This is a genomic window from Citrobacter werkmanii (genome assembly GCF_008693645.1).
Classification (GTDB): domain Bacteria; phylum Pseudomonadota; class Gammaproteobacteria; order Enterobacterales; family Enterobacteriaceae; genus Citrobacter; species Citrobacter werkmanii.
Genome location: NZ_CP044101.1, coordinates 4,839,882 through 4,864,986, shown reverse-complemented (window position 1 = coordinate 4,864,986; position 25,105 = coordinate 4,839,882). Strand labels below are relative to the sequence as shown.

22 protein-coding genes are annotated in these 25,105 nt (G+C 51.9%); 9 read left to right on the top strand and 13 right to left on the bottom strand.

Annotation, left to right across the window (positions count from 1 at the left end):
• Positions 1-23 precede the first annotated feature (23 nt).
• Positions 24-1,343, top strand: a complete 1,320-nt coding sequence (locus FOB24_RS23950; protein WP_038635104.1) for an anaerobic C4-dicarboxylate transporter family protein — start codon at positions 24-26, stop codon at positions 1,341-1,343.
• 52 nt (positions 1,344-1,395) lie between these two features.
• Entirely contained in the window at positions 1,396-2,439 is a 1,044-nt protein-coding gene (gene fraE / locus FOB24_RS23945; RefSeq protein WP_150345537.1) for a fructose-asparagine asparaginase, read from the top strand.
• Between the two features lie 66 nt (positions 2,440-2,505).
• Here fraE and FOB24_RS23940 read toward each other — a convergent pair whose 3' ends face one another.
• A complete protein-coding gene (locus FOB24_RS23940; protein WP_150345536.1) occupies positions 2,506-3,432 on the bottom strand; it encodes a LysR family transcriptional regulator in 927 nt (308 codons plus the stop codon).
• Between the two features lie 183 nt (positions 3,433-3,615).
• Here FOB24_RS23940 and FOB24_RS23935 point away from each other — a divergent pair, with 183 nt between their 5' ends.
• Positions 3,616-4,779: a mandelate racemase/muconate lactonizing enzyme family protein gene (locus FOB24_RS23935; RefSeq protein ID WP_150345535.1), complete on the top strand. Its 1,164-nt coding sequence runs from the start codon at positions 3,616-3,618 to the stop codon at positions 4,777-4,779.
• Between the two features lie 85 nt (positions 4,780-4,864).
• Here the strand turns inward: FOB24_RS23935 and gorA are convergent, their stop codons facing one another.
• Both gorA and FOB24_RS23925 read right to left on the bottom strand, forming a co-directional pair.
• A complete protein-coding gene (gorA, locus tag FOB24_RS23930; RefSeq protein ID WP_042311770.1) occupies positions 4,865-6,217 on the bottom strand; it encodes a glutathione-disulfide reductase in 1,353 nt (450 codons plus the stop codon).
• A gap of 104 nt (positions 6,218-6,321) precedes the next feature.
• On the bottom strand, positions 6,322-7,164 hold the full coding sequence (locus FOB24_RS23925) for a 23S rRNA (adenine(2030)-N(6))-methyltransferase RlmJ (RefSeq protein ID WP_038635089.1): 843 nt from the start codon (positions 7,162-7,164) through the stop codon (positions 6,322-6,324).
• A 208-nt stretch (positions 7,165-7,372) separates the two neighbouring features.
• On the opposite strand from FOB24_RS23925, the gene prlC reads away from it, so the two are divergent.
• Together prlC and rsmJ are read left to right on the top strand one after the other, a co-directional pair.
• Positions 7,373-9,415, top strand: coding sequence for an oligopeptidase A (gene prlC, locus FOB24_RS23920; RefSeq protein ID WP_137351198.1), 2,043 nt, complete (start codon positions 7,373-7,375; stop codon positions 9,413-9,415).
• A gap of 8 nt (positions 9,416-9,423) precedes the next feature.
• Complete coding sequence (gene rsmJ, locus FOB24_RS23915) at positions 9,424-10,182, top strand: 16S rRNA (guanine(1516)-N(2))-methyltransferase RsmJ (protein WP_150345534.1); 759 nt, start codon at positions 9,424-9,426, stop codon at positions 10,180-10,182.
• A 91-nt stretch (positions 10,183-10,273) separates the two neighbouring features.
• Here the strand turns inward: rsmJ and FOB24_RS23905 are convergent, their stop codons facing one another.
• On the bottom strand, positions 10,274-11,473 hold the full coding sequence (locus FOB24_RS23905) for an NAD(P)/FAD-dependent oxidoreductase (RefSeq protein ID WP_150345533.1): 1,200 nt from the start codon (positions 11,471-11,473) through the stop codon (positions 10,274-10,276).
• 232 nt (positions 11,474-11,705) lie between these two features.
• On the opposite strand from FOB24_RS23905, the gene FOB24_RS23900 reads away from it, so the two are divergent.
• Positions 11,706-12,209, top strand: a complete 504-nt coding sequence (locus FOB24_RS23900; RefSeq protein ID WP_087857171.1) for an RrF2 family transcriptional regulator — start codon at positions 11,706-11,708, stop codon at positions 12,207-12,209.
• Between the two features lie 42 nt (positions 12,210-12,251).
• Here FOB24_RS23900 and nadS read toward each other — a convergent pair whose 3' ends face one another.
• The 4 genes from nadS to uspA all read right to left on the bottom strand — a co-directional run bounded on the left by nadS (position 12,252) and on the right by uspA (position 15,179).
• Positions 12,252-12,539, bottom strand: coding sequence for a NadS family protein (nadS, locus tag FOB24_RS23895; protein ID WP_087050783.1), 288 nt, complete (start codon positions 12,537-12,539; stop codon positions 12,252-12,254).
• A complete protein-coding gene (locus FOB24_RS23890) occupies positions 12,536-12,877 on the bottom strand; it encodes a type II toxin-antitoxin system RelE/ParE family toxin (RefSeq protein WP_317889574.1) in 342 nt (113 codons plus the stop codon). Before FOB24_RS23890 ends, nadS begins: the two co-directional genes overlap by 4 nt.
• Positions 12,878-12,987: 110 nt before the next feature.
• Positions 12,988-14,460, bottom strand: a complete 1,473-nt coding sequence (gene dtpB / locus FOB24_RS23885; protein WP_087857169.1) for a dipeptide/tripeptide permease DtpB — start codon at positions 14,458-14,460, stop codon at positions 12,988-12,990.
• Positions 14,461-14,741: 281 nt separating this feature from the next.
• Entirely contained in the window at positions 14,742-15,179 is a 438-nt protein-coding gene (gene uspA / locus FOB24_RS23880; protein ID WP_003023368.1) for a universal stress protein UspA, read from the bottom strand.
• A gap of 392 nt (positions 15,180-15,571) precedes the next feature.
• Between uspA and uspB the strand changes: the two genes are divergently transcribed.
• The gene (uspB, locus tag FOB24_RS23875) at positions 15,572-15,907 is read left to right on the top strand and encodes a universal stress protein UspB (protein ID WP_003023371.1); all 336 of its coding nucleotides are present in this window, start codon (positions 15,572-15,574) and stop codon (positions 15,905-15,907) included.
• A gap of 65 nt (positions 15,908-15,972) precedes the next feature.
• Here uspB and pitA read toward each other — a convergent pair whose 3' ends face one another.
• Positions 15,973-17,472, bottom strand: coding sequence for an inorganic phosphate transporter PitA (pitA, locus tag FOB24_RS23870; RefSeq protein WP_038635082.1), 1,500 nt, complete (start codon positions 17,470-17,472; stop codon positions 15,973-15,975).
• A 229-nt stretch (positions 17,473-17,701) separates the two neighbouring features.
• Between pitA and FOB24_RS23865 the strand changes: the two genes are divergently transcribed.
• The gene (locus tag FOB24_RS23865) at positions 17,702-18,898 is read left to right on the top strand and encodes a BaiN/RdsA family NAD(P)/FAD-dependent oxidoreductase (protein WP_069323760.1); all 1,197 of its coding nucleotides are present in this window, start codon (positions 17,702-17,704) and stop codon (positions 18,896-18,898) included.
• Positions 18,899-19,005: 107 nt separating this feature from the next.
• Positions 19,006-19,677, top strand: coding sequence for a FadR/GntR family transcriptional regulator (locus FOB24_RS23860; protein ID WP_069323761.1), 672 nt, complete (start codon positions 19,006-19,008; stop codon positions 19,675-19,677).
• A gap of 10 nt (positions 19,678-19,687) precedes the next feature.
• Here the strand turns inward: FOB24_RS23860 and FOB24_RS23855 are convergent, their stop codons facing one another.
• The 4 genes from FOB24_RS23855 to FOB24_RS23840 all read right to left on the bottom strand — a co-directional run bounded on the left by FOB24_RS23855 (position 19,688) and on the right by FOB24_RS23840 (position 24,756).
• Entirely contained in the window at positions 19,688-21,160 is a 1,473-nt protein-coding gene (locus FOB24_RS23855; protein ID WP_137346685.1) for a fructuronate reductase, read from the bottom strand.
• 104 nt (positions 21,161-21,264) lie between these two features.
• Complete coding sequence (gene uxuA / locus FOB24_RS23850) at positions 21,265-22,449, bottom strand: mannonate dehydratase (RefSeq protein ID WP_150345531.1); 1,185 nt, start codon at positions 22,447-22,449, stop codon at positions 21,265-21,267.
• A gap of 20 nt (positions 22,450-22,469) precedes the next feature.
• Entirely contained in the window at positions 22,470-23,495 is a 1,026-nt protein-coding gene (locus FOB24_RS23845; RefSeq protein ID WP_085049043.1) for a zinc-binding dehydrogenase, read from the bottom strand.
• Positions 23,467-24,756 (bottom strand): MFS transporter, encoded by a 1,290-nt coding sequence (locus tag FOB24_RS23840; protein WP_038635066.1) that lies wholly within the window; start codon positions 24,754-24,756, stop codon positions 23,467-23,469. Before FOB24_RS23840 ends, FOB24_RS23845 begins: the two co-directional genes overlap by 29 nt.
• Positions 24,757-25,105 lie beyond the last annotated feature (349 nt).

The window sequence follows — 25,105 nt, the reverse complement described above, 5'->3', positions numbered from 1 at the left end:
CTCCAGATAAGCCAGGAGGAAGTATGTTTTGGACGGAATTGTGTTTTATTCTTTTAGCCTTAATGGTTGGCGCCAGGATTGGCGGTGTGTTTTTAGGCATGGTCGGGGGACTCGGTGTTGGCGTCATGGTATTTGTTTTTGGCCTGACCCCATCCACACCGCCGATTGACGTTATTCTTATTATTCTTTCGGTTGTTTTAGCTGCCTCATCATTACAAGCCGCCGGTGGTCTGGATTTACTGGTTAAACTGGCAGAGAAAATTCTGCGCCGTCATCCTCGTTATATTACGCTGCTGGCGCCTTTTATTTGCTATATCTTCACTTTTATGTCCGGAACGGGGCATGTTGTTTATAGTTTATTACCGGTTATTTCTGAAGTCGCCCGTGATTCGGGGATCCGTCCTGAGCGGCCATTATCCATTTCTGTTATTGCATCGCAGCAGGCTATCACAGCCAGTCCAATATCGGCGGCGATGGCGGCAATGATTGGTTTAATGGCCCCGTTAGGGATATCCATTTCTACAATTATGATGATCTGCGTTCCCGCTACGTTAGTGGGTGTCGCGATGGGGGCCTTAGCGACCTTTAATAAAGGCAAAGAGCTAAAAGATGACCCAGAGTATCAACGCAGGCTTGCGGAGGGTTTAATAAAGCCTGCTCAGAAACAACACGATAAAACTGAAGTTACCTTTCGCGCTAAGCTCTCTGTCGTACTGTTTTTGATGAGTGCCGTGGTGATTGTGCTCTTAGGGATTATTCCTCAATTACGACCGGTAGTGGAAACGGCAAAAGGGCTGCAACCGTTATCGATGTCGGCAGCGATCCAGATAACAATGCTCTCTTTTGCCTGTCTGATAGTCTTGATATGCCGACCTCCGGTGGACCAAATTATCAGCGGGACTGTGTTTCGCGCGGGGGCACTGGCGATTGTCTGCGCCTTTGGCCTTGCCTGGATGAGCGAAACCTTCGTCAATGGGCATATTGATCTGATTAAGGCAGAGGTTCAGACGCTATTACAGCAACATACCTGGTTAATTGCCATCATGATGTTTTTTGTCTCTGCGATGGTCAGTAGCCAGGCGGCAACAACGCTCATTCTTCTACCGTTGGGGCTGGCATTAGGCTTACCTGCATATGCGCTCATTGGTGCATGGCCTGCGGTGAATGGATATTTCTTCATTCCGGTGGCGGGTCAATGTCTGGCTGCGCTTGCTTTTGATGACACGGGAACTACGCGCATAGGCAAATATGTATTTAACCATAGTTTTATGCGGCCTGGTTTAGTGAATGTTATTGTTGCTGTCGTCGTTGGCCTTATTATCGGGAAAATAATCCTGGCTTGATTTTTTTGAAGCATTTCCTGTATCCCTAATTAATTAAATTCAGAGGATGAAAATGAATATTAAAATATTCATCGCGGCGGCGATGTTATTTATCAGTTCAAACGTTTTTAGTGCGATAACGCAACCTCACATAATAATTCTGGCGACGGGAGGAACCATCGCTGGTACCGCTGAAAATAACACCCAAACATCGGGATATAAATCTGGTGAAATAGGTGTTCAGACATTAATTAAAGCGGTGCCTGAAATTAATAAGATTGCCAGTGTTGATGGTCAGCAAATATCTAATATCGGCAGCGAAAACATGACCAGTGACATTATTTTAAAGCTATCTAAGCAGGTGAATGCGCTGCTCGCGCGTGATGACGTTGACGGTATCGTTATTACCCACGGAACCGACACGCTTGATGAAACGGCCTACTTTCTCAATCTGACGATTAAGAGCGATAAACCCGTGGTGTTCACTGCGGCGATGAGACCCGCGACGGCCATTAGCGCAGACGGTGCAATGAATCTGCTGGAAGCGGTCACGGTGGCCGCCGATCCGAATGCAAGGGGTCGGGGGGTTATGGTGGTTTTAAATGATCGCATAGGTTCTGCAAGGTTTGTGACCAAGACAAACGCGACCACACTGGATACCTTCAAAGCCCCTGAGCAGGGGTATTTAGGGGTTATCGTCAATGGCAAACCAGAGTTTGAAACTCGCATTGAAAAGACGCATACCCTGCGTTCCGTTTTTGATGTAAGAAATCTTAAAAAGCTGCCGCAGGTAGCGATTATTTATGGTTACCAGGACGATCCTGAATATATGTATGATGCTGCAATTGCGCATCATGTAGATGGGATTGTCTATGCCGGAACCGGTGCCGGGTCGGTTTCTGTCAGAAGTGAAGCTGGAATTAAAAAAGCAGAGAAAGCGGGAATCATTGTGGTGCGTGCATCCCGAACGGGTAACGGCATTGTTCCACAGGATAAAGGGCAGCCGGGATTGGTGTCTGATTCATTAAATCCTGCGAAAGCCCGGGTTTTGCTGATGACAGCCCTGACAAAAACGAAAAATCCTGAGCTCATTCAGCATTATTTTAATACCTACTAAGATCGGTTGTTTAACGCGCTCGTTTGTATGCAAAATGGGCGCGTTTCCTCCCATCCGGATATTTTGTTACCTCTGCTCGCCCACGAATATTTCCCACAATTCTTCTACCGCTCTGGACATTCTGCCCGCAGGCCGAAACAGTCGGATATCAATGGGTATCCATAATCCGCTCTTCTGTGGGGCCGCCGCGGCAATCGTCCCGGCCTGAACATCCGGAGCCGCCAGACTTTCCGGCAGCCAGGCAATGCCGTCCCCGGCTTTGACCATCGCCAGCAGCGTGGCGGCCAGATCGGCGGTGAAGGCGATGTCCATACCGCGTCGGGCATGATTCACCGGTGACGTGTTCGAGAGGATCCTCCCCAGACCGGATTCTGCAGAGAAGGAGAGGAACGGAAATTTTTTGCCCCCCGTAGCCTGCCAGAGCGGCTGATGAGAGCCGGGATCACATTTGGAGTAGGGTAATAACGTTTCTTGTCCAAGGCGAACGCTGAGATATTTCGTCTGATCAAGATTGATGTGCATGTGAGGGTGGTAATAACACAGCAGAAACTGCGCATCCCCATTTTCAATCATCCTTTCACAGGCGCTGAGCGTGTCTGACAGCAGGCGAAATGAGCCGAAAAGGGCGATTTTTTCGTTATTACGCATCAGCGCCGGAAAAAATGAGAACGACAGGGAGTGCGTTGCGGAGAAAATAACATCCGGTCGTGTATTTCCCGCCGCTTCAATGGTTTCATTTCTCAGGGTATATAGCGCCCGGATCAGTTCGGGCACTTGAGCGACGAAAACTTCCCCCGCACGAGTCAGGCTAACGCCACGGCGGTTACGCTCAAAAATGGGCGTTCCCAGCCACTCTTCCAGCGAGACAATGCGCCGACTGAATGCGGGCTGCGTCACATATCGGGAAGCGGCTGCGCGAGAGAAATTGAGTGACTGCGCCAGCGCAACGCAGTCTTCAAGCCAGGTGAGTTCCAGGTGATGCCGATTTTGCATTACAGCCAGCCTCTTTGGCATTAGATCAGTAAATGAGCACTGCTTAAGATGGAGAAATACAGGACGATGGCGTCCTTAAATGCTGCCTGGATACATTATGCCAATAATAAACCGGCATGAGTTATCACTTTTTACAGGCGTGTAAGTGCGAGCATAACTGACTAAGAACCCGCCGGAGAAAACATGCGTATCCTCGATGTTGTAGAAATTACCAAACCCATCGCTTCCCCTATTCGTAACGCCTATATCGATTTCAGCAAGATGACGACCAGTCTGGTGGCCGTTGTGACTGACGTTGAGATAGAGGGTCGTCGCGTGGTGGGATACGGATTTAACTCTAATGGTCGTTACGGCCAGGGGGGATTGATCCGCGAACGCTTCCGTAACCGCATTCTGGACGCTGACCCGGAAAGTCTGCTGAATGCCGAAGGCGATAACCTGGATCCGCATAAAATCTGGGACGTCATGATGAGTAATGAAAAGCCGGGGGGCCATGGTGAGCGCTCGGTGGCTGTGGGTACGCTGGATATGGCTATCTGGGATGCCGTTGCCAAAATTGCCAACAAGCCGTTGTTCCGTCTGCTGGCTGAGATGAAGGGCGTTGAGGCGAATCCACGCGTCTTTGTCTACGCGGCGGGGGGTTACTATTATCCGGGTAAAGACCTGAGCGCGCTGCGTCAGGAAATGCGAGGCTACCTGAACCGCGGCTACAACGTAGTTAAAATGAAAATCGGCGGCGCATCGTTGGAAGAGGACCGTCGCCGTATCGAAGCGGTATTGACTGAAATTGGCGACGAAGCGCGTCTTGCCGTCGATGCCAATGGCCGCTTTGATCTGGAAACCAGTATTGCCTATGCCAAAATGCTACGGGATTATCCATTGTTTTGGTACGAAGAAGCCGGCGACCCGCTGGATTATTCTCTCCAGGCCGCGCTGTCAGAATTTTACCCAGGCGCGATGGCGACAGGTGAAAACCTCTTTTCTCATCAGGATGCGCGCAACCTGCTGCGCTACGGCGGCATGCGCCCGGATCGCGACTACCTGCAATTTGACTGTGCGCTTTCCTACGGTCTGGTCGAATATCTGCGTACCCTGGACGTACTGGAGCAGTTTGGCTGGTCTCCATCACGCTGCATACCGCATGGCGGTCACCAGATGTCGCTGAACATTGCGGCGGGTCTTGGCCTCGGTGGGAATGAAAGTTACCCGGATCTGTTTCAGCCGTACGGCGGTTTCCCGGATTCAGTGAAGGTGGAAGAGGGTCATATCGTCATGCCAGAACTGCCGGGCATCGGTTTTGAAGGGAAATCTGATCTGATTAAAGAGATGCGTGCGTTGGCCGAATAGCGCGGGCGGAGGTGACATAACACCCCTCCGGTTGCCGGAGGGGTGTGACTTGAGCGTGTAGTGAATAGCGTCTACACCTGTGCAATTAGCGCATAGTGACGAATTCTTCTGCCGCCGTTGGGTGAATCGCAACAGTGTTATCGAAGTCTTTCTTCGTCGCGCCCATTTTCAGCGCCACCGCGAAGCCTTGCAGCATTTCGTCCATGCCAAAACCGATGCCGTGAATACCAACAATCTTCTCTTCCGGACCCACGCAAACCAGTTTCATGCGGCACGGCTGGCGGTGTGAAGTCACGGCAGTGTACATCGCGGTAAACGAGGATTTATACACTTTCACCTGGTCATCGCCGTGCTGTTCGCGAGCCTGCTGCTCGGTTAAGCCCACGGTGCCAATTGGCGGGTGGCTGAAGACCACGGTCGGGATGTTGTTGTAGTCCAGATGCTCGTCCGGTTTGTTATTAAACAGACGCTCGGACAGGCGACGGCCCGCGGCAACGGCAACCGGCGTCAGCTCAACGGCGCCGGTGTTATCGCCAACGGCATAAATCCCCGGCACGCTGGTGTTCTGGTATTTATCAACGACGATGTAGCCTTTTTCGTTGGTTTTCACGCCAGTAACGGCCAGGTTAAAGTTATCCGTGGCTGGTTCACGACCGATCGCCCAAATCAGGCAATCCACCGTTTCGCTACGGCCATCTTCCAGTTGCAGGGTCAGACTGCCGTCGGCGTTTTTAATGACCGCTTGCGGAATTGCGTGAGTATGCAGAGTCGGACCTTCGGTGTTCATCACCTCGACCAGCGTCTCGACGATCATCGGATCGAAGCTGCGCAGCGGCGCGTGTTTACGCACGAACAGGTGAGTTTCTGCGCCCAGGCCGTTAATCACGCCCGCCAGTTCAACGGCGATGTAGCCTGCGCCAACAACGGCTACACGTTTTGGCAGCGCTGGCAGCTCAAAGAAGCCATCGGAGTCGATACCGTATTCCACGCCTGGAATGTTCGGATGGCTCGGGCGCCCGCCGGTGGCGATCAAAATATGATCGGCAGTAATGGTTTCACCGTTCACTTCAATGGTTTTGGCATCAACGAAGCGGGCAAAGCCTTTAATCACATCAACGTTATTTTTACCCAGCACGTTGTCGTACGAGGTATGAATGCGATCGATATAGGCGGTACGGCTGGCGATCAGTTTATCCCAGTCGAACTTATTAATGGTGGTATCGAAACCGTAATCCGGGCCGTACATATGAATCGCTTCACGGATTTGTGCGGCATGCCACATCACTTTCTTCGGTACGCAGCCAACATTAACGCAGGTGCCGCCTAGCTCTTTGGCTTCAATCAGTGCGCATTTCTGGCCGTACATTGCCGCACGGTTAATGGAGGCAATACCGCCGCTGCCGCCGCCAATAGCGATGTAATCATAGTGCTTGGTCATGACCGCTCCTTCATGTTCATTGTAGGGCGGAGAAGCGTTACGCCATCCGCCAAAATATTCGCGATTGTATACCTGAAATTAAAAGGTTCCACCGATGGCTGCGATTACTCCGGCACGATCCAGCTTACGGAAGTGTGTCCGGTTCCTGCGGGAACCAGCTTGCTATGTAGCCACGGCAGGACATTGTTCATCTGCTGCTCCAGCTTCCACGGCGGGTTAATCACAATCATGCCGGACGCCGTCATGCCGCGCTGATCGCTGTCCGGGCGCACCGCCAGCTCAATTTGCAGAATTTTGCGGATACCGGTGTCTTCCAGATCGTGGATCATGCGCTTGATTTGCTGGCGCAGGACCACTGGATACCACAGCGCATAGGTGCCCGTTGCGAAGCGTTTGTAGCCTTCATTAATGCCGGTCACTACCGCCTGGTAGTCGGTTTTGATTTCGTATGGCGGATCGATAAGGATCAGCCCGCGGCGGGAAACCGGCGGTAATTTTGCTTTTAGCTGTTGATAACCGTCAGCCTTGGCCACACGTGCGCGTTCATCTTTCTGAAATTCGCCGCGCAGCAAAGGAAAATCGCTTGGGTGCAGCTCGGTTAATTGCAGGCTGTCCTGTTCGCGTAGCAGCTGACGAGCAATTAACGGAGAGCCCGGGTAGTAGCGCAACTGGCCGCTACGGTTGAAATGCTGCACCACGGAAATATAGGGTTCAAGTTCGGCAGGCAAATCGTCCTGCTGCCAGATACGGGCGATACCTTCCAGGTATTCACCGGTACGTTCGGCATGCTCACTGCTCAGCTGATAACGGCCTGCGCCAGCATGGGTGTCCAGATAGAGAAACGGTTTTTCTTTCTCTTTGAGCGATTCAATGATCAGGCTCTGAACGGTGTGTTTAAGGACGTCGGCGTGGTTGCCTGCGTGATAACTGTGGCGATAACTGAGCATGGGTAATGAAATTCCGCTGAAATGACGATTTGCCACAGTTTACAGCAGATCGGCACAGATTACCCGTAGGCCCGGTAAGCGCAGCGCCACCGGGCGTCTTTCCGTCACGGTTAGCATTGAAATCCTCTACACTTAACCCCATTGTACAAATTAATATGCACAGCGCCGGATACGCGCTTCATTCACTCTTTTCAACAGGACCGCGCTAATGACCAATCCATTGCTGACTCCCTTCGAACTGCCGCCATTTTCTAAAATTCAGCCCGAACATGTTGTGCCTGCCGTTACTAAGGCGCTGAACGATTGTCGCGAAAACGTTGAGCGAGTCGTTGCGCAGGGCGCGCCGTACACCTGGGAAAATCTCTGCCAGAGGCTTGCGGAAGTGGACGATGTGCTGGGGCGTATTTTCTCTCCGGTCAGCCACTTGAACTCGGTGAAAAACAGCCCGGAACTGCGTGAAGCCTACGAGCAAACACTGCCGCTGCTCTCCGAGTACAGCACCTGGGTTGGGCAACATGAAGGTCTGTACAAAGCGTACCGCGACCTGCGTGATGGCGACCATTACGCCACCCTGAACACTGCACAGAAAAAAGCGGTCGATAACGCGCTGCGTGATTTTGAACTGTCCGGTATCGGCCTGCCGAAAGAGAAACAGCAGCGCTACGGCGAAATCGCCACCCGTTTGTCCGAACTGGGTAACCAGTACAGCAACAACGTGCTCGACGCCACCATGGGCTGGAGCAAGCTGGTGACCGACGAAGCTGAACTCTCCGGCATGCCGGAAAGCGCCCTGGCGGCGGCGAAAGCGCAGGCCGAAGCCAAAGAGCAGGAAGGCTACCTGCTGACCCTGGATATCCCAAGCTACCTGCCGGTAATGACCTACTGCGACAACCAGGCGCTGCGTGAAGAGCTGTATCGCGCCTACTCCACCCGCGCCTCCGATCAGGGGCCGAACGCGGGCAAGTGGGACAACACCCCGGTGATGGAAGAGATCCTCGCGCTGCGTCACGAGCTGGCGCAACTGTTGGGCTTCGAAAGCTACGCCTTTAAATCTCTGGCCACCAAAATGGCGGAAAACCCGCAGCAGGTGCTCGACTTCCTGACCGATCTGGCGAAACGCGCCCGTCCGCAGGGGGAAAAAGAGCTGGCCCAGCTGCGCGCCTTCGCCAAAGCCGAATTTGGCGTTGAAGAGCTGCAGCCGTGGGATATCGCGTACTACAGCGAGAAACAAAAACAGCATCTGTACAGCATCAGCGATGAACAGCTGCGTCCGTACTTCCCGGAAAACAAAGCCGTTAACGGCCTGTTTGAAGTGGTAAAACGTATTTACGGTATCACCGCGAAAGAGCGTACTGATGTTGACGTGTGGAATCCGGAAGTGCGTTTCTTCGAACTGTATGACGAAAGCAACGAACTGCGCGGCAGCTTCTACCTCGACCTGTACGCCCGCGAACACAAACGCGGCGGGGCGTGGATGGACGACTGCGTCGGCCAGATGCGTAAATCAGACGGCACGCTGCAAAAACCGGTTGCCTATCTGACCTGTAACTTCAACCGCCCGGTGAACGGCAAACCGGCGCTGTTTACCCATGACGAAGTGATCACCCTGTTCCACGAATTTGGTCATGGCCTGCATCACATGCTGACCCGCATCGAAACTGCCGGTGTTTCCGGTATTAACGGCGTGCCGTGGGATGCGGTCGAACTGCCAAGTCAGTTTATGGAAAACTGGTGCTGGGAGCCGGAAGCGCTGGCGTTTATCTCCGGCCATTATGAAACCGGCGAACCGCTGCCGAAGGAACTGCTGGATAAAATGCTGGCGGCGAAAAACTATCAGGCGGCGCTGTTTATTCTGCGTCAGCTGGAGTTCGGCCTGTTCGACTTCCGCCTGCACGCGGAGTTTAACCCAGAGCAGGGGGCGAAAGTCCTTGAGACGCTGGCCGAAATTAAGAAACAGGTCGCCGTGGTGCCGGGCCCAACCTGGGGCCGCTTCCCGCACGCCTTCAGCCACATTTTTGCTGGCGGCTACGCAGCGGGTTACTACAGCTACCTGTGGGCCGACGTGCTGGCGGCGGACGCATTTTCCCGCTTTGAAGAAGAGGGCATCTTCAACCGTGAAACCGGTCAGTCGTTCCTCGATAGCATCCTGACTCGCGGTGGTTCGGAAGAGCCGATGACACTGTTCAAACGCTTCCGCGGCCGCGAACCTCAGCTCGACGCCATGCTGGCGCATTACGGCATCAAGGGCTGATTGTTCGCGTGAAAATTTGTTTACTGGATGAAACAGGCGCCGGAGACGGCGCCTTATCTGTTCTGGCCGCCCGCTGGGGGCTGGAGCATGATGAAGACAACCTGATGGCACTGGTGATGACGCCGGAACATCTGGAATTGCGTAAGCGAGACGAACCGAAACTCGGCGGCATCTTCGTCGATTTTGTCGGCGGGGCAATGGCGCACCGGCGCAAGTTTGGTGGCGGTCGCGGCGAAGCGGTGGCGAAAGCCGTCGGCATTAAAGGCGATTATTTGCCGGACGTGGTCGATGCCACTGCCGGGCTGGGACGCGATGCGTTTGTGCTGGCCTCCGTCGGCTGCCGTGTGCGGATGCTGGAACGCAATCCGGTGGTCGCCGCGTTACTCGATGACGGCCTGGCGCGCGGCTATGCCGATGCGGAAATTGGCGGCTGGCTTCAGGAACGTTTACAGCTGATCCATGCCTCAAGCCTGACAGCGTTAACCGATATTTCCCCACGCCCGCAGGTGGTGTACCTCGATCCGATGTTCCCGCATAAGCAAAAAAGCGCGCTGGTAAAGAAAGAGATGCGCGTGTTTCAGTCGCTGGTGGGGCCGGATCTCGACGCTGACGGCTTGCTGGAACCGGCGCGTCAGCTAGCGACTAAACGTGTGGTAGTGAAACGCCCGGACTACGCGCCGCCGCTGGCTGACGTGGCCACGCCTAACGCAGTGGTGACCAAAGGGCATCGGTTTGATATTTATGCCGGAATCCCTCTGACGGAGTAATGGATTGCCCGATGGCGCTACGCTTATCGGGCCTACGATTCTCAATTATTTGTAGACCGGATAAGGCGGTAGCCGCATCCGGCATTACGGCTTAAACAAACGGCGCCAGCGGGTCCGCAATCTCAAACGCCGCTTCGCGCTCCGCCTTCGGCGGGTAAATCAGCTCGCTGACAATCGATAACTTCAGCTTTTTCGCCTCTTCACGCGTCAGTTTCACCTGCTGATCCCATCCTTCGGTATATACCGCCCCCCACGTGCCGAGATCCAGACAGGTGACATACATCTCCTGACGATACGGCAGCGGCGCGACGTTCAGCAGACTCGCCGCCGCGTTATTACCGGCAAATTTTCCCAGCAGAATGGCGTGCTGGCAGGTCATCAGCGCATGATTGCCTTTGTCATCGGTAGCCGCATAGGCGACGTCGCCGGTGGCGTAGATATCCTCATGACCCAGTACCTGGAGGTTCTTGTTCACATGCAGGCGTCCCTGACGATCGCGTGGGGCGTTAATCTGTGCGGTCAGGTCGCTCGCCTGGACGCCGACGGTCCAGATCACCGTTTGTGAAGCGATAACCTGCCCATCTTTCAGCGTTACGCCAGCCGCGTCGACGCTCTCTACTTCCGCGTTGACCAGCCACTCCACGCCCAGCTCGGCGGAAGCGTCGATAATCACATCGCGCAGCGCCTGACTCCAGCGTCCGCCCGGTTGTGCACTGCGTTCAACTACGACTACTCTGGTCTTAGCATCAGCCCCTAAAATTTCGCGCAGACGGCCGGGTAATTCCAGCGCCATCTCAATTCCGGTAAAGCCGCCGCCGCAAACTACCACGGTATTGCGGGCCTCACTCTCCGGCTGTAAGGCCAGATCTTTAATGTGCTGCTCAAGCACCGCGGCGCTCTCCAGTTGGTCGAGATCAAAGGCGTGTTCGGCGGCACCGGAAACGGCGTCGCGGTTAACGTGGCTGCCGCTGGCCAGTACCAGGCGGTCATAGCGATGCAGATGGTTTTCTCCGTTGGTGTCTTGCCAGCTAACTTCGCGGGATCCTGGCAGAATCTGTTCTACATGCCCTTGTAAAAAGTGTATGCCAGTGACCTCGAACAGTGGCTGTAGCGGAGCGACCAACGTTTGAACGGCATTTTCATAAAAGCGTGGACGCACGCGCAGCTCGGGCTGCGGTGCAATCACAGTGATATCAATATGTTGCTGATTTTTATCCGCTAAACGCGCGGCGCTCAGCGCTGCCCACATCCCGGCAAAGCCGGCGCCCACGATCAGAATTTGTTTTTGCATGATGCTTATCTCACTGGTGACTCCGATTTATTTACTCGGATTTTATTGGTCGTAGTTATAGATTGCAATGAGATTTCAGTCCTGTCGCGGATTGAGTCCGGCAATTTGTTATTATCTTTATGATAAATATAGTTTTTAATTTTAATCTATTTGCAGGTGTTATCCGGTATCTGGAATGCGTGATGCGAAAAAGCTACAATATACTCAGATTCGTTTTGGCTGAGATAAGAGCATGGCATTTTACAGTTCCGGGGTTGAGTACGGCATCCATAGCCTGATGTGTATGGTGGACAGCAAAGGCGACGCACGTGATATGAGCGTGCGCGAAATCGCCGAGCTGCAGCGCGTACCGTATGACTATCTGGCCAAAATCTTTACCCGTCTGTCGAAGGCCGGGCTGGTACGGAGCAGCGAAGGGAAGGGCGGCGGTTTCCAACTGGCGAAACCGGCGGAGGAGATCACCGTGCTGGACGTGGCCAACGCCATTGACGGCGATAAACGCATCTTTGAGTGCCGCGAGATCCGTCAGCGGCTGGCGGTATTTGAGGAGCATCCACCGCAGTGGGCCTGTGAAGGCATTTGCGGTGTGCGTTCGGTGATGGATATGGCGCAGCAGCGAATGGAAGAAGCGCTCGGCCAGCATACGATTCTGGACCTGGCGCGCAAAATGTACCGCAAAGCACCGGACACCTTTGTGGTGGAAGTGCAGGAGTGGATAGACGCGCGCAAAGGGTAGTGAGTGAAAATGCCCGATAGCGCGAGGCAATCGGGCGGTATCTCAGGCTATTTTGAAAAGATTGACCATTTCTGGGTTGCGTTCTATAACGCGGAGAACCTTAAGATAGGTTCCTGTAGGAATACGTCTTTTTTGTTCCCATGCCTGGATCAAAGAGGATGAAACACCTATCGCCTGTGCAAATTCATCCTGCTTCATTTTAGCTTGTTTACGAATGGCTTTGACGTCCGGAAGTTCATACCGGGTGACCTGGGCGGCAGCTTTACGGCCCTGGCTAATTTCAACGGCCTCGCTTGCCGATTCCATCAGTTCTTTAAAGAAATCATTCATAACGAGCTCTCTTTCAATTGGTGAATGATGGCCTTGAGTGCGTTTTTTTCCTCGCCGCTCAGGCTGTCTTTCCTGCTTTTAGGATAAGCCATGAAAAGCCAGATACGCCCTTCGCCATTTTGAAAATAGTAAATACTGCGAATCCCACCACTTTTGCCTTTGTTGGTACTTTCAGGTGCGAAGCGGACCTTCCTGCAACCGCCTGTACCCTGAATTAAATCTCCCTCCAATGGATTTATAATGAGCATTTCCTGAAATGCCCGGTACTCATCCTCGGTGAGCAGTGCCTGCCGTTGGCGTGAGAAGATTGAAGTCTCAATAAATTCAATATAGTTCATGGTCATGTCCGTCCATGATGACCTGGTTGTACAAACTATACTCTTACAGGGTAGGACTTGAAAGGCAAAAAAACCGCGATATGACTCGCGGTTAATGTTAAAAAATAAGCTTACTTGCTGCTATCTGGCGTATTAATCATTCGGTTCAGCCATGGCACCATAATCGCCATCACTACCGTTACCGCCAGCGTCACCAGGCCTATCTTACTGAAGACATTGGTATAGATAGGCAGCGTTTGCAGTGGGTCGGTGATGTTTTCCGGTACTGCGGTGAACGTCGCGACATAACCTCCCATCAGGAAAGCAGCGGCCTGGGTCAGGAACCACATCCCAAGAATGAAGCCCATCAGGTGCTGCGGTACCAGCGCGGCGACCATCGCCAGTCCCAGGGCGCTAATCAGCAGTTCACCCAGACTCTGGAACAGATACACCAGCACGATAAACCACGGCGACGTCAGCCCCTGCGCATCGGCAAACCACATTCCGGCAGCGGCGGCGGTCAGGAAACCCAGTGAGCACAGGAACATACCGAGCGTAAACTTCATCGGCATGGTCAGGTCTTTACCTTTGTTTCCCAGACGGGTATAAATCGCGGCCAGTACCGGGCTTGCCACTACCACCCAGAACGGGTTCAGCGCCTGGAAGCTTACCGGGTTGATGGCGAAACCAAGAATTTCATGGTGTACGTTATTGATAGCAAAGAAGTTAAGTGACGTTGGCATCTGTGCGTACAGCACATAGAACACTACCGCTTCCAGCATCAGGATAAAAGCCACGAACATTTTGTTACGCCCGGTTTTATCCAGTTTGAAGGCCTGGCGGAAGAAGATGATCGTCACGGCAATCGACAGGACAATCAGCACCAGGTTGGCAATCTTCACGTTATGCATCAGCCAGGCGCAGATAAATATCGTCACTACCGTACCGGCCAGCACGCAGAATAGATTACGGAAATTCAGCGGCTTATGATCTGGCTCAGAACCGATATTCTTCACCATTCCACGGCAGGCAAAGTAGACCAGCAGCGCGACGATAAGCCCGGCCCCGCACAGGTTGTAGGTCACCGCGTAGCCAAACTTATCGGCAATCACCGGCGCCAGCGACAGCGACAGCAGCGAACCGATGTTAATCGACATATAAAACAGGGTGAAAGCGCCATCCAGTCGGGCGTCTTTCGGTGGATAGCATTTTGACAGCAGGCTTGCCGGGTTGGCTTTAAATAACCCGTTACCCACGGCAATGGTACCCAAAGCAATAAAGATCAGATCGGGCTTGAGCAGTGACATCCCGGTCATGAAGTAGCCGATCGCCAGCACAATTGCACCGAGTACCAGCGTGCGCTTGGTCCCTAACAGGTGGTCGCCGACGTAGCCGCCGATCGAGATCAGGCCGTAGACCAGTGCGGCAAAAGCACCAAAGGTGACGAATGCCTGTTCCTGAGAAAAACCGAGTTGCTTAACAAAAAATACCGCCAGGATGCCCTGAACGCCGTAATAGCCAAATCGTTCCCATAATTCCACAAAGAAGATCATGAAGAACGGACGAGGTTGCTGCAGCAAGCCCGTAGGTGCAGTTTTATTCATATTCCATCGCCTTTCAAAGCCATCCCGAAAAGTATGAACGCGTATACTTAAACGCGCCGAAAAAGTCTTATTTTGTTATAGACTGCGGCGATTAGCCGTGCGGGTAGAGTATTATACAGATAGTTTTCGATCCAATTAGTTGATCACACTAATTATGATTTATTTGTTGGGTTGATGTACTAATTGTGTCCGAATGATAAAAACAAAAACGCCCGCGCGGGCGGGCGTTTACAGGCTTTACTGTTTGCTGCGGGACGGGTTATCTCCCGGCAGCAAGCATTTTATGCTTCTTCGTCGTCACGCAACGGAACAATCAGCATGTCGACGTGGACGGTGTTGATCAGTTGACGTGCGGAGGACATCAGTTTGCTCCAGAAATCCTGGTGGTGACCACAAACGACCAGATCCATGTCGTATTTTTTGATGGCATCAACCAGAACCTGGCCCAGGTCGCCGCTACCGCTCAGGGTTTCGGTGATAGGGTAGCCTGCATTGGTGGACAGCTCGGTTAACGCGTGGTGGGTTTCTTCAGAAATACGTTTCTGCATGTCGCCCAGATTCACGTCGATTAGCCCGGTGTACAGGTCGGAATAGTTTACGTCAACGTGGATAAGGGAGACTTTAGCATTGTAAGGCCGCGCCATAGAGACCGCTTTTTCAACCAGAACTTTGCTTTCCGGAGAAAGATCAACCGCGATAAGAATGTGTTTATAAGCCATAGTGTTACTCCTTCCATAAGTTGTCGATGACTAGCCTGCTGGCGTTTATTTGCCGCCGCGTCATTCGCGTCCTGCGAACCTTATGCGCGGGGCTAGCCCAGTCGTAAAAACGTACCATATAAGGACTATCCTTACATTATAGCGACCTGGATAATCCGTCAATCCGCCTTGCTTGCCAAGCAGTTAAACAAATTTTTTAGTTAATTGCATTGATAGCGATTAACCTTCTGGCAAAAAAATTAACTAATCTCCTACACTATTTAGAGAGGCGCTCGGATGCGTGATACTAACACGAGCGGTTTCGGTAGCACTCTTCACTGAATGATTGGTAGGGTATCGGGGAGCGGTAGTCCCGGAAAGGAGTTCCGTGGGCGGGTCGCCGGGGAGGAGATATGATAAGCACCATTGCGTTGTTCTGGGCTTTGTGTGTCGTTTGCATTGTTAATATGGCGCGCTATTTTTCTTCGTTACGCGCACTGTTAGTGGTACTTCGTGGTTGCGATCCATTACTTTACCAGTATGTCGATGGTGGGGGATTTTTTACCTCGCATGGGCAACCCAACAAGCAGATGCGTCTGGTGTGGTATATCTACGCTCAGCGTTACCGCGATCACCATGATGATGAATTTATTCGCCGCTGTGAGCGGGTTCGCGGCCAGTTCATTCTTACCAGCGCGTTATGCGGACTGGTGCTAATCAGCATGGTTGCGCTGATTATCTGGCACTGATTACCAACGACAGATACAAAAAAAGCGGGTCAGTTTCCTGACCCGCTTTTTTACCGTGCATCCGCTTAGATAAGCTTCAGGGAGAGCCAGTACAGCACCCCGGAAAGAATAATCGCCGCCGGCAGGGTGAAGACCCAGGCCATCAGAATGCTGGTTACCGTCTTACGCTGTAAACCGCCGCCATCAACAACCATCGTTCCCGCAACGGAAGAGGAGAGAACGTGGGTGGTGGAAACGGGCATACCGGTGTAGCTGGCAAGACCGATAGAGACTGCGGCGGTCATCTGCGCCGACATCCCCTGGGCATAGGTCATGCCTTTCTTACCGATTTTCTCACCAATGGTGGTAGCTACGCGACGCCAGCCAATCATCGTACCAATACCCAGCGCCAGTGCGACGGCCATAATGATCCAGATAGGCGCGTACTCAATGGTGCTCAGCATGTCAGCTTTCAGTTTTTTCAGCAGACGTTGATCGTCAGCGCTTACGCCAGGCAATTTCACCACTTTATCCGTGGTATCAGAGATACACAGCATAATACGGCGCAGCTGGCCACGCTGTTCAACGCTTAACTTGTCGTAGGTTTCCAGATTCGCCAGCATACCTTTCGCACGCTCAAGCGCGTTGATGGTATTCGCTGGGTGGCAATGGAACTCTGTCGATGCCGTTGTGACCGTTTCCGTCGGGGACGGAATCAACTGGTCTACACCAGTCGCCTGCTTGAGCAGGTCCGGGCGTTGCTGGAAGAAGACTTCGACGTTATTGATAGCATCGCGGGTACGGGTAATTTCGTAACCGGAAGCATTCATATTCACCACGAAGCCTGCAGGCGCTACGCCAATCAGCACCAGCATCACCAGACCAATGCCTTTCTGGCCATCGTTCGCGCCGTGAGAAAACGCCACGCCGATAGCGGAGAGGATCAGTGCGATACGCGTCCAGAACGGCGGCTTTTTCTTGCCATCTTTCTTTTCACGTTCTGCCGGTGTCAGGTGGATACGGGCACGTTTTTTCGTACCACTCCAGTAGCGACGCAGAATGAATATAAGGCCGCCAGCAACCACCAGACCGACAATCGGCGAGATGATTAGCGAGGCAAAAATACCCATCACTTTCGGGATGTTAAGTGCGTCCACCACCGAGGTGCCGTTCATCAACGCATTGGTTAAACCAATACCGATAATCGCGCCAATCAGCGTGTGGGAGCTGGATGCAGGTAAACCAAAGTACCAGGTACCCAGGTTCCAGATAATTGCCGCCAGCAGCATGGAGAACACCATGGCGAGGCCATGTGACGATCCCATATTTAGCAGCAGATCCGTTGGCAGCATATGCACGATGGCATACGCTACGCTGAGACCACCCAGCAAAACACCAAAGAAGTTGAACAACGCAGCCATGACCACCGCCAATTGCGAACGCATTGCACGGGTATAGATCACGGTTGCGACAGCATTGGCTGTGTCATGGAAGCCGTTAATTGCTTCATAGAACAGCACGAAAGCCAGAGCAAGCAATAGTAAAAGCCCGGTATGTAAATCCAGGCCAGCAAACAAATGTAGCATAGGACGTTACGCCATTTTGAGGACATGAACGCGGCGCATTATCAGTGACTTTGGCGGCGCGGGCAAAGTGAAATATAGAGTTTTTTTGATTTGTCTCCTGCTTTGTTTTACACCACTAAAGAATTATCCTATATATTTCAGATAAATACCCTTTATCGGTAGTTTGGTGCTGGTGCGACCACTGAGGAATCTTTACAATTCACCCCCGCTTTTTAGAGAGGATCGCAACGTGGAAAGGTTTGATACCGTTATTATAGGCGCTGGCGCAGCGGGTATGTTTTGTGCCGCGCAGGCAGGACAAGCAGGTAGCCGGGTACTGCTGATTGATAATGGTAAAAAGCCGGGACGCAAGATCCTCATGTCTGGCGGGGGACGCTGCAACTTTACCAACCTTTATGTCGAACCTGCCGCGTATTTGAGTCAAAACCCGCATTTTTGCAAATCGGCGCTGGCGCGTTATACGCAGTGGGATTTTATCGATCTGGTGGGCAAGCACGGCATCGCCTGGCACGAAAAAACGTTGGGTCAGCTGTTCTGCGACGATTCCGCCCAGCAAATTGTCGATATGCTGGTGGACGAGTGTGAAAAAGGTAACGTAACTATGCGGTTACGTAGCGAAGTCCTCAGCGTTGAGCGTGAGGGGGAAGATTTCATCCTGGCGCTGAACGGCATGACTGTCGGCACGAAAAAGCTGGTTATCGCCTCTGGTGGTCTTTCGATGCCGGGTCTGGGCGCGACGCCGTTTGGCTATAAAATTGCCGAACAATTCGGTCTGAACGTGTTGCCGACGCGCGCAGGTCTGGTGCCTTTCACCTTACACAAGCCGCTGCTGGAGCAGCTTCAGGTGCTCTCTGGCGTATCCGTTTCCTCCGTTATCACCGCCGAGGACGGCACCGTATTTCGTGAAAACCTGCTCTTTACGCACCGCGGGCTTTCTGGTCCGGCCGTGCTGCAGATTTCCAGTTTTTGGCAGCCAGGTGAATTTGTCAGCATTAATTTGTTGCCGGATGTTGACCTTGCGAACTTCCTGGATGAACAGCGCAGCGCCCACCCTAATCAGAGCTTAAAGAATACGCTTGCTATGCAGTTGCCAAAACGCCTGGTGGAATGTTTACAGCAGTTAGGGCAAATCCCGGATGTCTCGCTGAAACAGCTTAACGTGCGCGATCAGCAAACGCTGGTGGAGACCCTGACCGAGTGGCGGGTGCAGCCGAACGGTACGGAAGGGTATCGTACCGCTGAAGTCACGCTGGGCGGCGTGGATACCAACGAGCTGTCATCGCGCACGATGGAAGCCCGTAAAGTGCCAGGACTCTATTTTATTGGTGAAGTGATGGACGTCACCGGCTGGCTGGGTGGATACAACTTCCAGTGGGCATGGTCGAGCGCCTGGGCGTGCGCGCAGGATTTGGTCTCTGGTGAGTGAATTTGTTTACCGCTGTTACAAGGAACTGACTCAGGCATGCGTTTCTTAACTCCGGGAATGATAAGATAATCAGTTAAAAATCGCACAGATAAGAGAACGGGAGGCACATGGTTATTCCTGAGGTAAAACAGGAGCGGCTCTATCAAAAGATAGCCAATCTCATCATTAAGCTCATCAACGATAGTATTTTTCCGCCAGGAAGCTTCTTGCCCCCTGAACGTGAACTGGCGAAGCAACTTGGCGTGAGTCGCGCATCGCTCAGAGAAGCGCTGATTGTGCTGGAGATCTCAGGATGGATCACCATCCAGTCCGGTAATGGCGTTATTGTTACTGATAAAAAGCATTCCGCCAGTGATTATACGGTTGAAGAAATACTCTATTCGCGAGAGTTGGTTGACAGTCATTGCGCGCGTCTTGCTGCAGAAGCAGGCAAAGATGAACTTATTAGTCAGCTTGAAGCGCTGCACCTCAGCATGGAAAAAGCCATTAGTGAAAACAATGTCCATGGTTTTTACTCCCTCGATAAGCAGTTCCATTTAACGGTATCTGAAGCCAGCCAGAACCGCGTACTGCTTGATATGTCGCGAATGCTGTGGGAACAACGCGTTAACATCCCGTATGCCGGACTGGACAAGCGTTCCGGCAATCGGGATGTATTAACCAGCATGAATACTCAGCATAAAGCGATTGTGGATGCGATCCGCCAGGCTGATGCTGACGGTGCTTACCAAAAATCACTGGAACATCTGGCTTATGTCAGACAGATCGTGGGTCTTTGAAGTAAAATATTTAATGATTTAGAGCGGCTACCGCTGCACGTGCTCCTACGCTGTGCAATTGCTGACAGGCAGCGGTTACGCGTTTGATAAAGTCTGTGTTGTCGCTCAAATCCGTCCCAAAAATGGTGTCGATTGTCAGCAGCGCCCGTACACGCTCTTCAGGTGACAGATATTGCTGATTTATCGCCTGATACCGTGCCGCCAGAGGGTCCACCACATCAATCGGATTGTTTTTTTCATCCACACCGCTGACGTAGCGCATCCAGGCTGCGACACCGAGAGCCAGATGACGGTAATCTTCCCCTCGTGCCAGATGCAGCCGAATGGGATCCAGCAAACGCTGCGGTAATTTCTGGCTGCCATCCATCGCAATTTGCCAGGTTCGGTGCTTCAGTGATGGATTAGTAAAGCGCGCGATAAGCAATTCCGCATAACCTGCCAGGTCTGTACCTTCAGGCATCGACAGCGTTGGGGCCTGTTCGTCAAGCATTAACGCCAGCGCAGCGTTGCGATACGCCGGGTTTGTCATCGTATCGGCAATCGTCTCATAGCCGCCCAGATAACCGAGGTAGGCGAGGAATGAGTGACTGCCGTTGAGCATACGCAGTTTCATCATTTCAAACGGCACCACATCTTCCACAAACTGTGCGCCCGCGCGATCCCAGTCCGGACGTCCATTAACAAAGTTATCTTCGATAACCCACTGGCGGAATGGCTCGCAGGCAATGGCACAGGGATCGTAAACGCCAAGCTGCTCGGCGATTTGCGCTAACGTCTCTTCTGTTGCTGCTGGAACGATGCGGTCTACCATTGTGCATGGGAACGTTGCCTGTTCGGCAATCCACTCAGCCAGGTGCGGATCGCGCTCGGCGGCCAAACCCAGGACAGCGGTTTTTGCGACGTGGCCATTTTCCCGCACGTTATCGCAGGACAGCACAGTAAAAGCGTTCAATCCCTGCTGGCGGCGTAGCGCGAGGGCTTCAACGATATAACCAATTGCTGATTTGGGGGACTGTGGGTGGGCAATGTCGTGCTGGATAAAGGGATGATTCAGATCCAGCTCGCCGCTGGCGGCATCTGTGCAATATCCTTTTTCGGTGATGGTCAGCGAAACGATGGCAGTTTCTGGACGTGCCATTGCGTGGATAATGGCTTCACAACCGTCAAATTCAGGATGCAGCGCTTCTTTCATCGAGCCAATGATTTTAAGCTCTGTCGTTTGTGCGCCGCGTTCGGCAACGGTGTACAGCAGATCCTGCGCCTTCAGGTTTTGAATCAGTGTGGCATCGTTTCCGGGCATCAGGTTGACCTCACATATGCCCCAGTCGCTGTCACTGCTTTCCAGCAAATGATGTGTATAGAGTGCCTGATGGGCGCGGTGAAAAGCGCCGCAACCAAGATGCACGATGCGCGAAACGAGGCGTGAACGATCCCTGCGTGGGCGTGGGGTGGAAATCTGTGCAGTGGCGAGATTATTGTCCATGACAAACTCCTGTCATTGATGATCTTCTTTGATAATGCGCTATCAAAGACTGGTGCTGACTGAAAGTGAAAACCGCATGGCGGGGATACCATGCGGCAATGTGGTTACTGACTGAAGAAGGCGCGCTGGATAGCCAGTTCAACGCCGCGTACTTCAGCCAGGCCCTTAAGGCGACCAATAGCGGAATACCCTGGGTTAGTTTTCTTTTTCAGGTCATCAAGCATTTGATGACCATGGTCGGGTCGCATGGGGATAAGTGAGGCGTTGCCTTCAGCTTTACGCCGCTGTTCTTCTTCGACTATCGCTTTCACTACGCTGTACATATCGACATCACCGGAGAGATGCGCTGCCTCATGGAAGGTTTTGGGATTCTCTTCGCGTTGTGTGGAACGCAGGTGCGTAAAGTAAATTCGCGGACCGAACTGTTTGATCATCTCAACCAGATCGTTGTCTGCGCGGACGCCGTAAGATCCGGTACACATCGTAAAGCCGTTGGCCGCACTGTTTACGGTATCCACCATCCACTGCATATCTTCTATAGTAGAAACGATGCGCGGCAGGCCAAGAATCGGGCGCGGTGGATCGTCAGGATGAACCGCCATTCGTACTCCTACCTCTTCAGCGACTGGGATAATGGCTTTCAGGAACCAGGCGAAATTTTCCCGTAGGACCGCTTTGTCGATATCTTTATAGGTTGCAAGGTGGCTACGGAATTGGTCCAGCGTATACCCTTCCTCGGCACCGGGCAGACCGGCAATGATATTGCGCGTCAGCCGGGCTTTGTCCTCTTCGCTCATATCCGCAAAACGCTGGTGAGCCTGGGCAATTTCCTCCGCGTTGTAGTCCGCTTCCGCACCAGGGCGCTTGAGGATATGCAATTCAAATGCGGCAAACTCAATCTGGTCAAAGCGCAGAGCCTTTGAACCGTCGGGTAGCACATACTCCAGGTCGGTACGGGTCCAGTCCAGAACCGGCATGAAGTTGTAGCACACAGTAAAGATGCCGCATTGGGCGAGATTGCGCAGCGTCTGCTGGTAATTCTTGATCCACAGATCGTACTGGCCCGTGTGGGTCTTGATGTCTTCATGGATCGGCACGCTTTCCACGACCGACCAGACCAGACCGGCTTTTTCTACGATCTCTTTGCGTTTGAGAATTTCTTCTACGGACCAGACTTCACCGTTTGGAATATGGTGCAGCGCAGTTACCACACCCGTTGCACCAGCTTGACGAACATCGGACAACGATACGGGATCGTTTGGGCCATACCAACGCCAGGTTTGTTCCATCGCTTTATCTCCTGGAAAAATTAATGAAAGGTCGCATTGATCTTCAGATAGCGTTCCGGGTATTGATCGAGTTCCTTCACGGCGTCAGGCACATCATCAATATTCACTACCTTGCTGACGACATCCGCGGGATTAATGTTCAGCGTGGCCAGCATTTGTAACGCCTCTTCGAATTCACCTGCACTGGTACGCGATCCGCGCAGATCCAGTTCCTTAAACGTGATCAGGTTAGTGGGTAACGATGTCTCCTGTTTTGGCCAGCCGGTGAAAGCAATACGACCTGCAAATGACGCAAGATCCAGAGTTTCGCGAATTGCACTGTTGGCGCCAGATGCTTCGACTACAACCTGCGCCATCGTCCCCTGCGTGATCTCTTTGATCGCCTCAATAACCCGGATGTTCGACGGATTGATGACGTAAGGCACGCCCAGTGATTTTGCGTACTGAAGTCGTTCGTCCACGATATCGATCAGAATGGGTGTCGCACCGTAGCGCAATGCGCTCAGTGCCGCCATCAGGCCAATCGCACCGGCACCAATAATGGCGATATGCTCTCCGGCCGTCAGTTTGGCGCGATGTAGCGCATGCAGTGCGATAGTCAGTGGTTCAGCTAGCGGAGCCATCTCTGAGGCGACATCATCAGGGATTTTGTGAATTAAATGTGCGGGGTGAGCAACCACCTCCTGCATTGCGCCATCAATATGCACACCAATTACTTTTAGATTTTCACAACAATTTGTTCTGCCTACTGAGCAAGGGTAGCAATGACCACAATAAATATAAGGATCAACAATAACGCGATCACCTTCTTTAATATTTGCTGGCATGCCCTTGCCTTGTTTAATAACAATGCCTGTGACTTCATGTCCAATAATACGTGGATAGGTTACTAATGGGTTAGTACCACGAAATGCACCAATATCAGAGCCACATATCCCAGCAGCATCAACTTTTATTAGTACTTCATTATCTTTCTTTTCCGGATAATCAACCCAACGGGTTTCAATTTCACCAGGTTTATTGATGTAAACAGCTTTGACTTTCATTTGTTTTTAATCCTTTATTTTTGACAAATACGAATACCAGACAGCTGGAAACAATCGCAATAGCCCCAGCCAGATAGAATGCGTAATCATATTTACCGCTAAACTGGACAATAAACCCGGTGACCAGAGGGCCAATAATTCCGGATATATTTGCCAGTCCATGCATGGCACCACCGACGCTGCCCACTTTATCTTTGTGCACGACATCCTGAATAACTGCCCAATATATAGGTCCAGTCAAATACAGCAGGAATAACGAGACTGACATCAGTCCAACGGCACTGCCGATAGTCGTAACCGTTCCTGAAACCGCCACACAGATCGCCGCGCCAGCCAGGCAAACACCGAGAATAAGACGGCGAGAAAGTAGGGCATTTCCTGTAATGCGATAGATAAAATCAGAACATACTCCGCCCAATACCATACCGATCGCGCCAATTACCCACGGGATGACGGTTGCAATACTAATTTCTTTAATATCAAGGTGTAGAGAGTGGTTAAGATAGCTTGGAAACCAGGTCAGGAAGAAAAAGAGTATGTAGTTATAACTGAAGAAGGCCAGTGTCGTTGCCCACACCATAGGCTGCTTCATGTAGTAACCGAGAGAAGGCATCGCTTTACCGTCATCCGCTAAAATGATGTCATCATGGTTTTCAAAATCGACACGTTCTTCCGGGGCGAGGTGTTTACTTTTTGAAGGTTTATCACTGGCAGTGAAATACCATAGTAATACCCAGACTAAACCGAACAGGAAAATGATACCGAATGCCGGACGCCAGCCTAATGAAAGCGCCAGCATGCCAACTACCGGACCAGAAATCGCGCCACCTAACGGTGAACCTGCGCTAAAAATACCAATCGCAGTTGCAGATTCCTTGCGTGAAATCCAGTTATTGATGATTTTATTTCCGGCCGCGCTGACCGGTCCTTCAGCCATGCCGAATAACACGCGAACAGCCAGCATAGTCCATAAGCCAGTAACCAGACTGGTCATCCCACAAAATAATGACCAGAGTAACGCGGCGACCAGAAATACTGTTTTGGGGCCAAATCTGTCACTGGCCCAGCCACCGATAAAGTTAAATAGAGCATAACCAACAAAGAATGCGCTGAATATCATACCCATCTCAGCAGCATTGAATCCTAATTCCTTTTCGATGAGTGGAGCGGTGATCGACAATGCTGAACGATCCATATAGTTAAGCATGTAAACTATAAAAAGAAGAAAAACGATAAGCCATCCCATTGTTTTTCTTTTCATGATATATCCTCTTATTGTGGTCTAGCGGCCTGACCACAATATTTAAAACCTATTTTAAGATCACCATTATTTTGATGTTAATGTGATCAACATAACGAAAAATAAGTTTTTTAAATGATTAATATCAAATGTTTTTGCGGTTATCTATATGAATTTTAATGTTTTTATTTTGGTGGTGGAGTTTAGAGTAAAAGCGAATTTTGTATTCAAAACCCATTTTTGATGAATATTGCAATAACGTTGCACAGGAAGATCTGCGATCGTTCAGCGTAAATCAGCCACCAGCGCATCGACTACGTACACTCACAGCGGCGCTCCCATCCGCTGAGAACGGAAAAATGGCTCATGG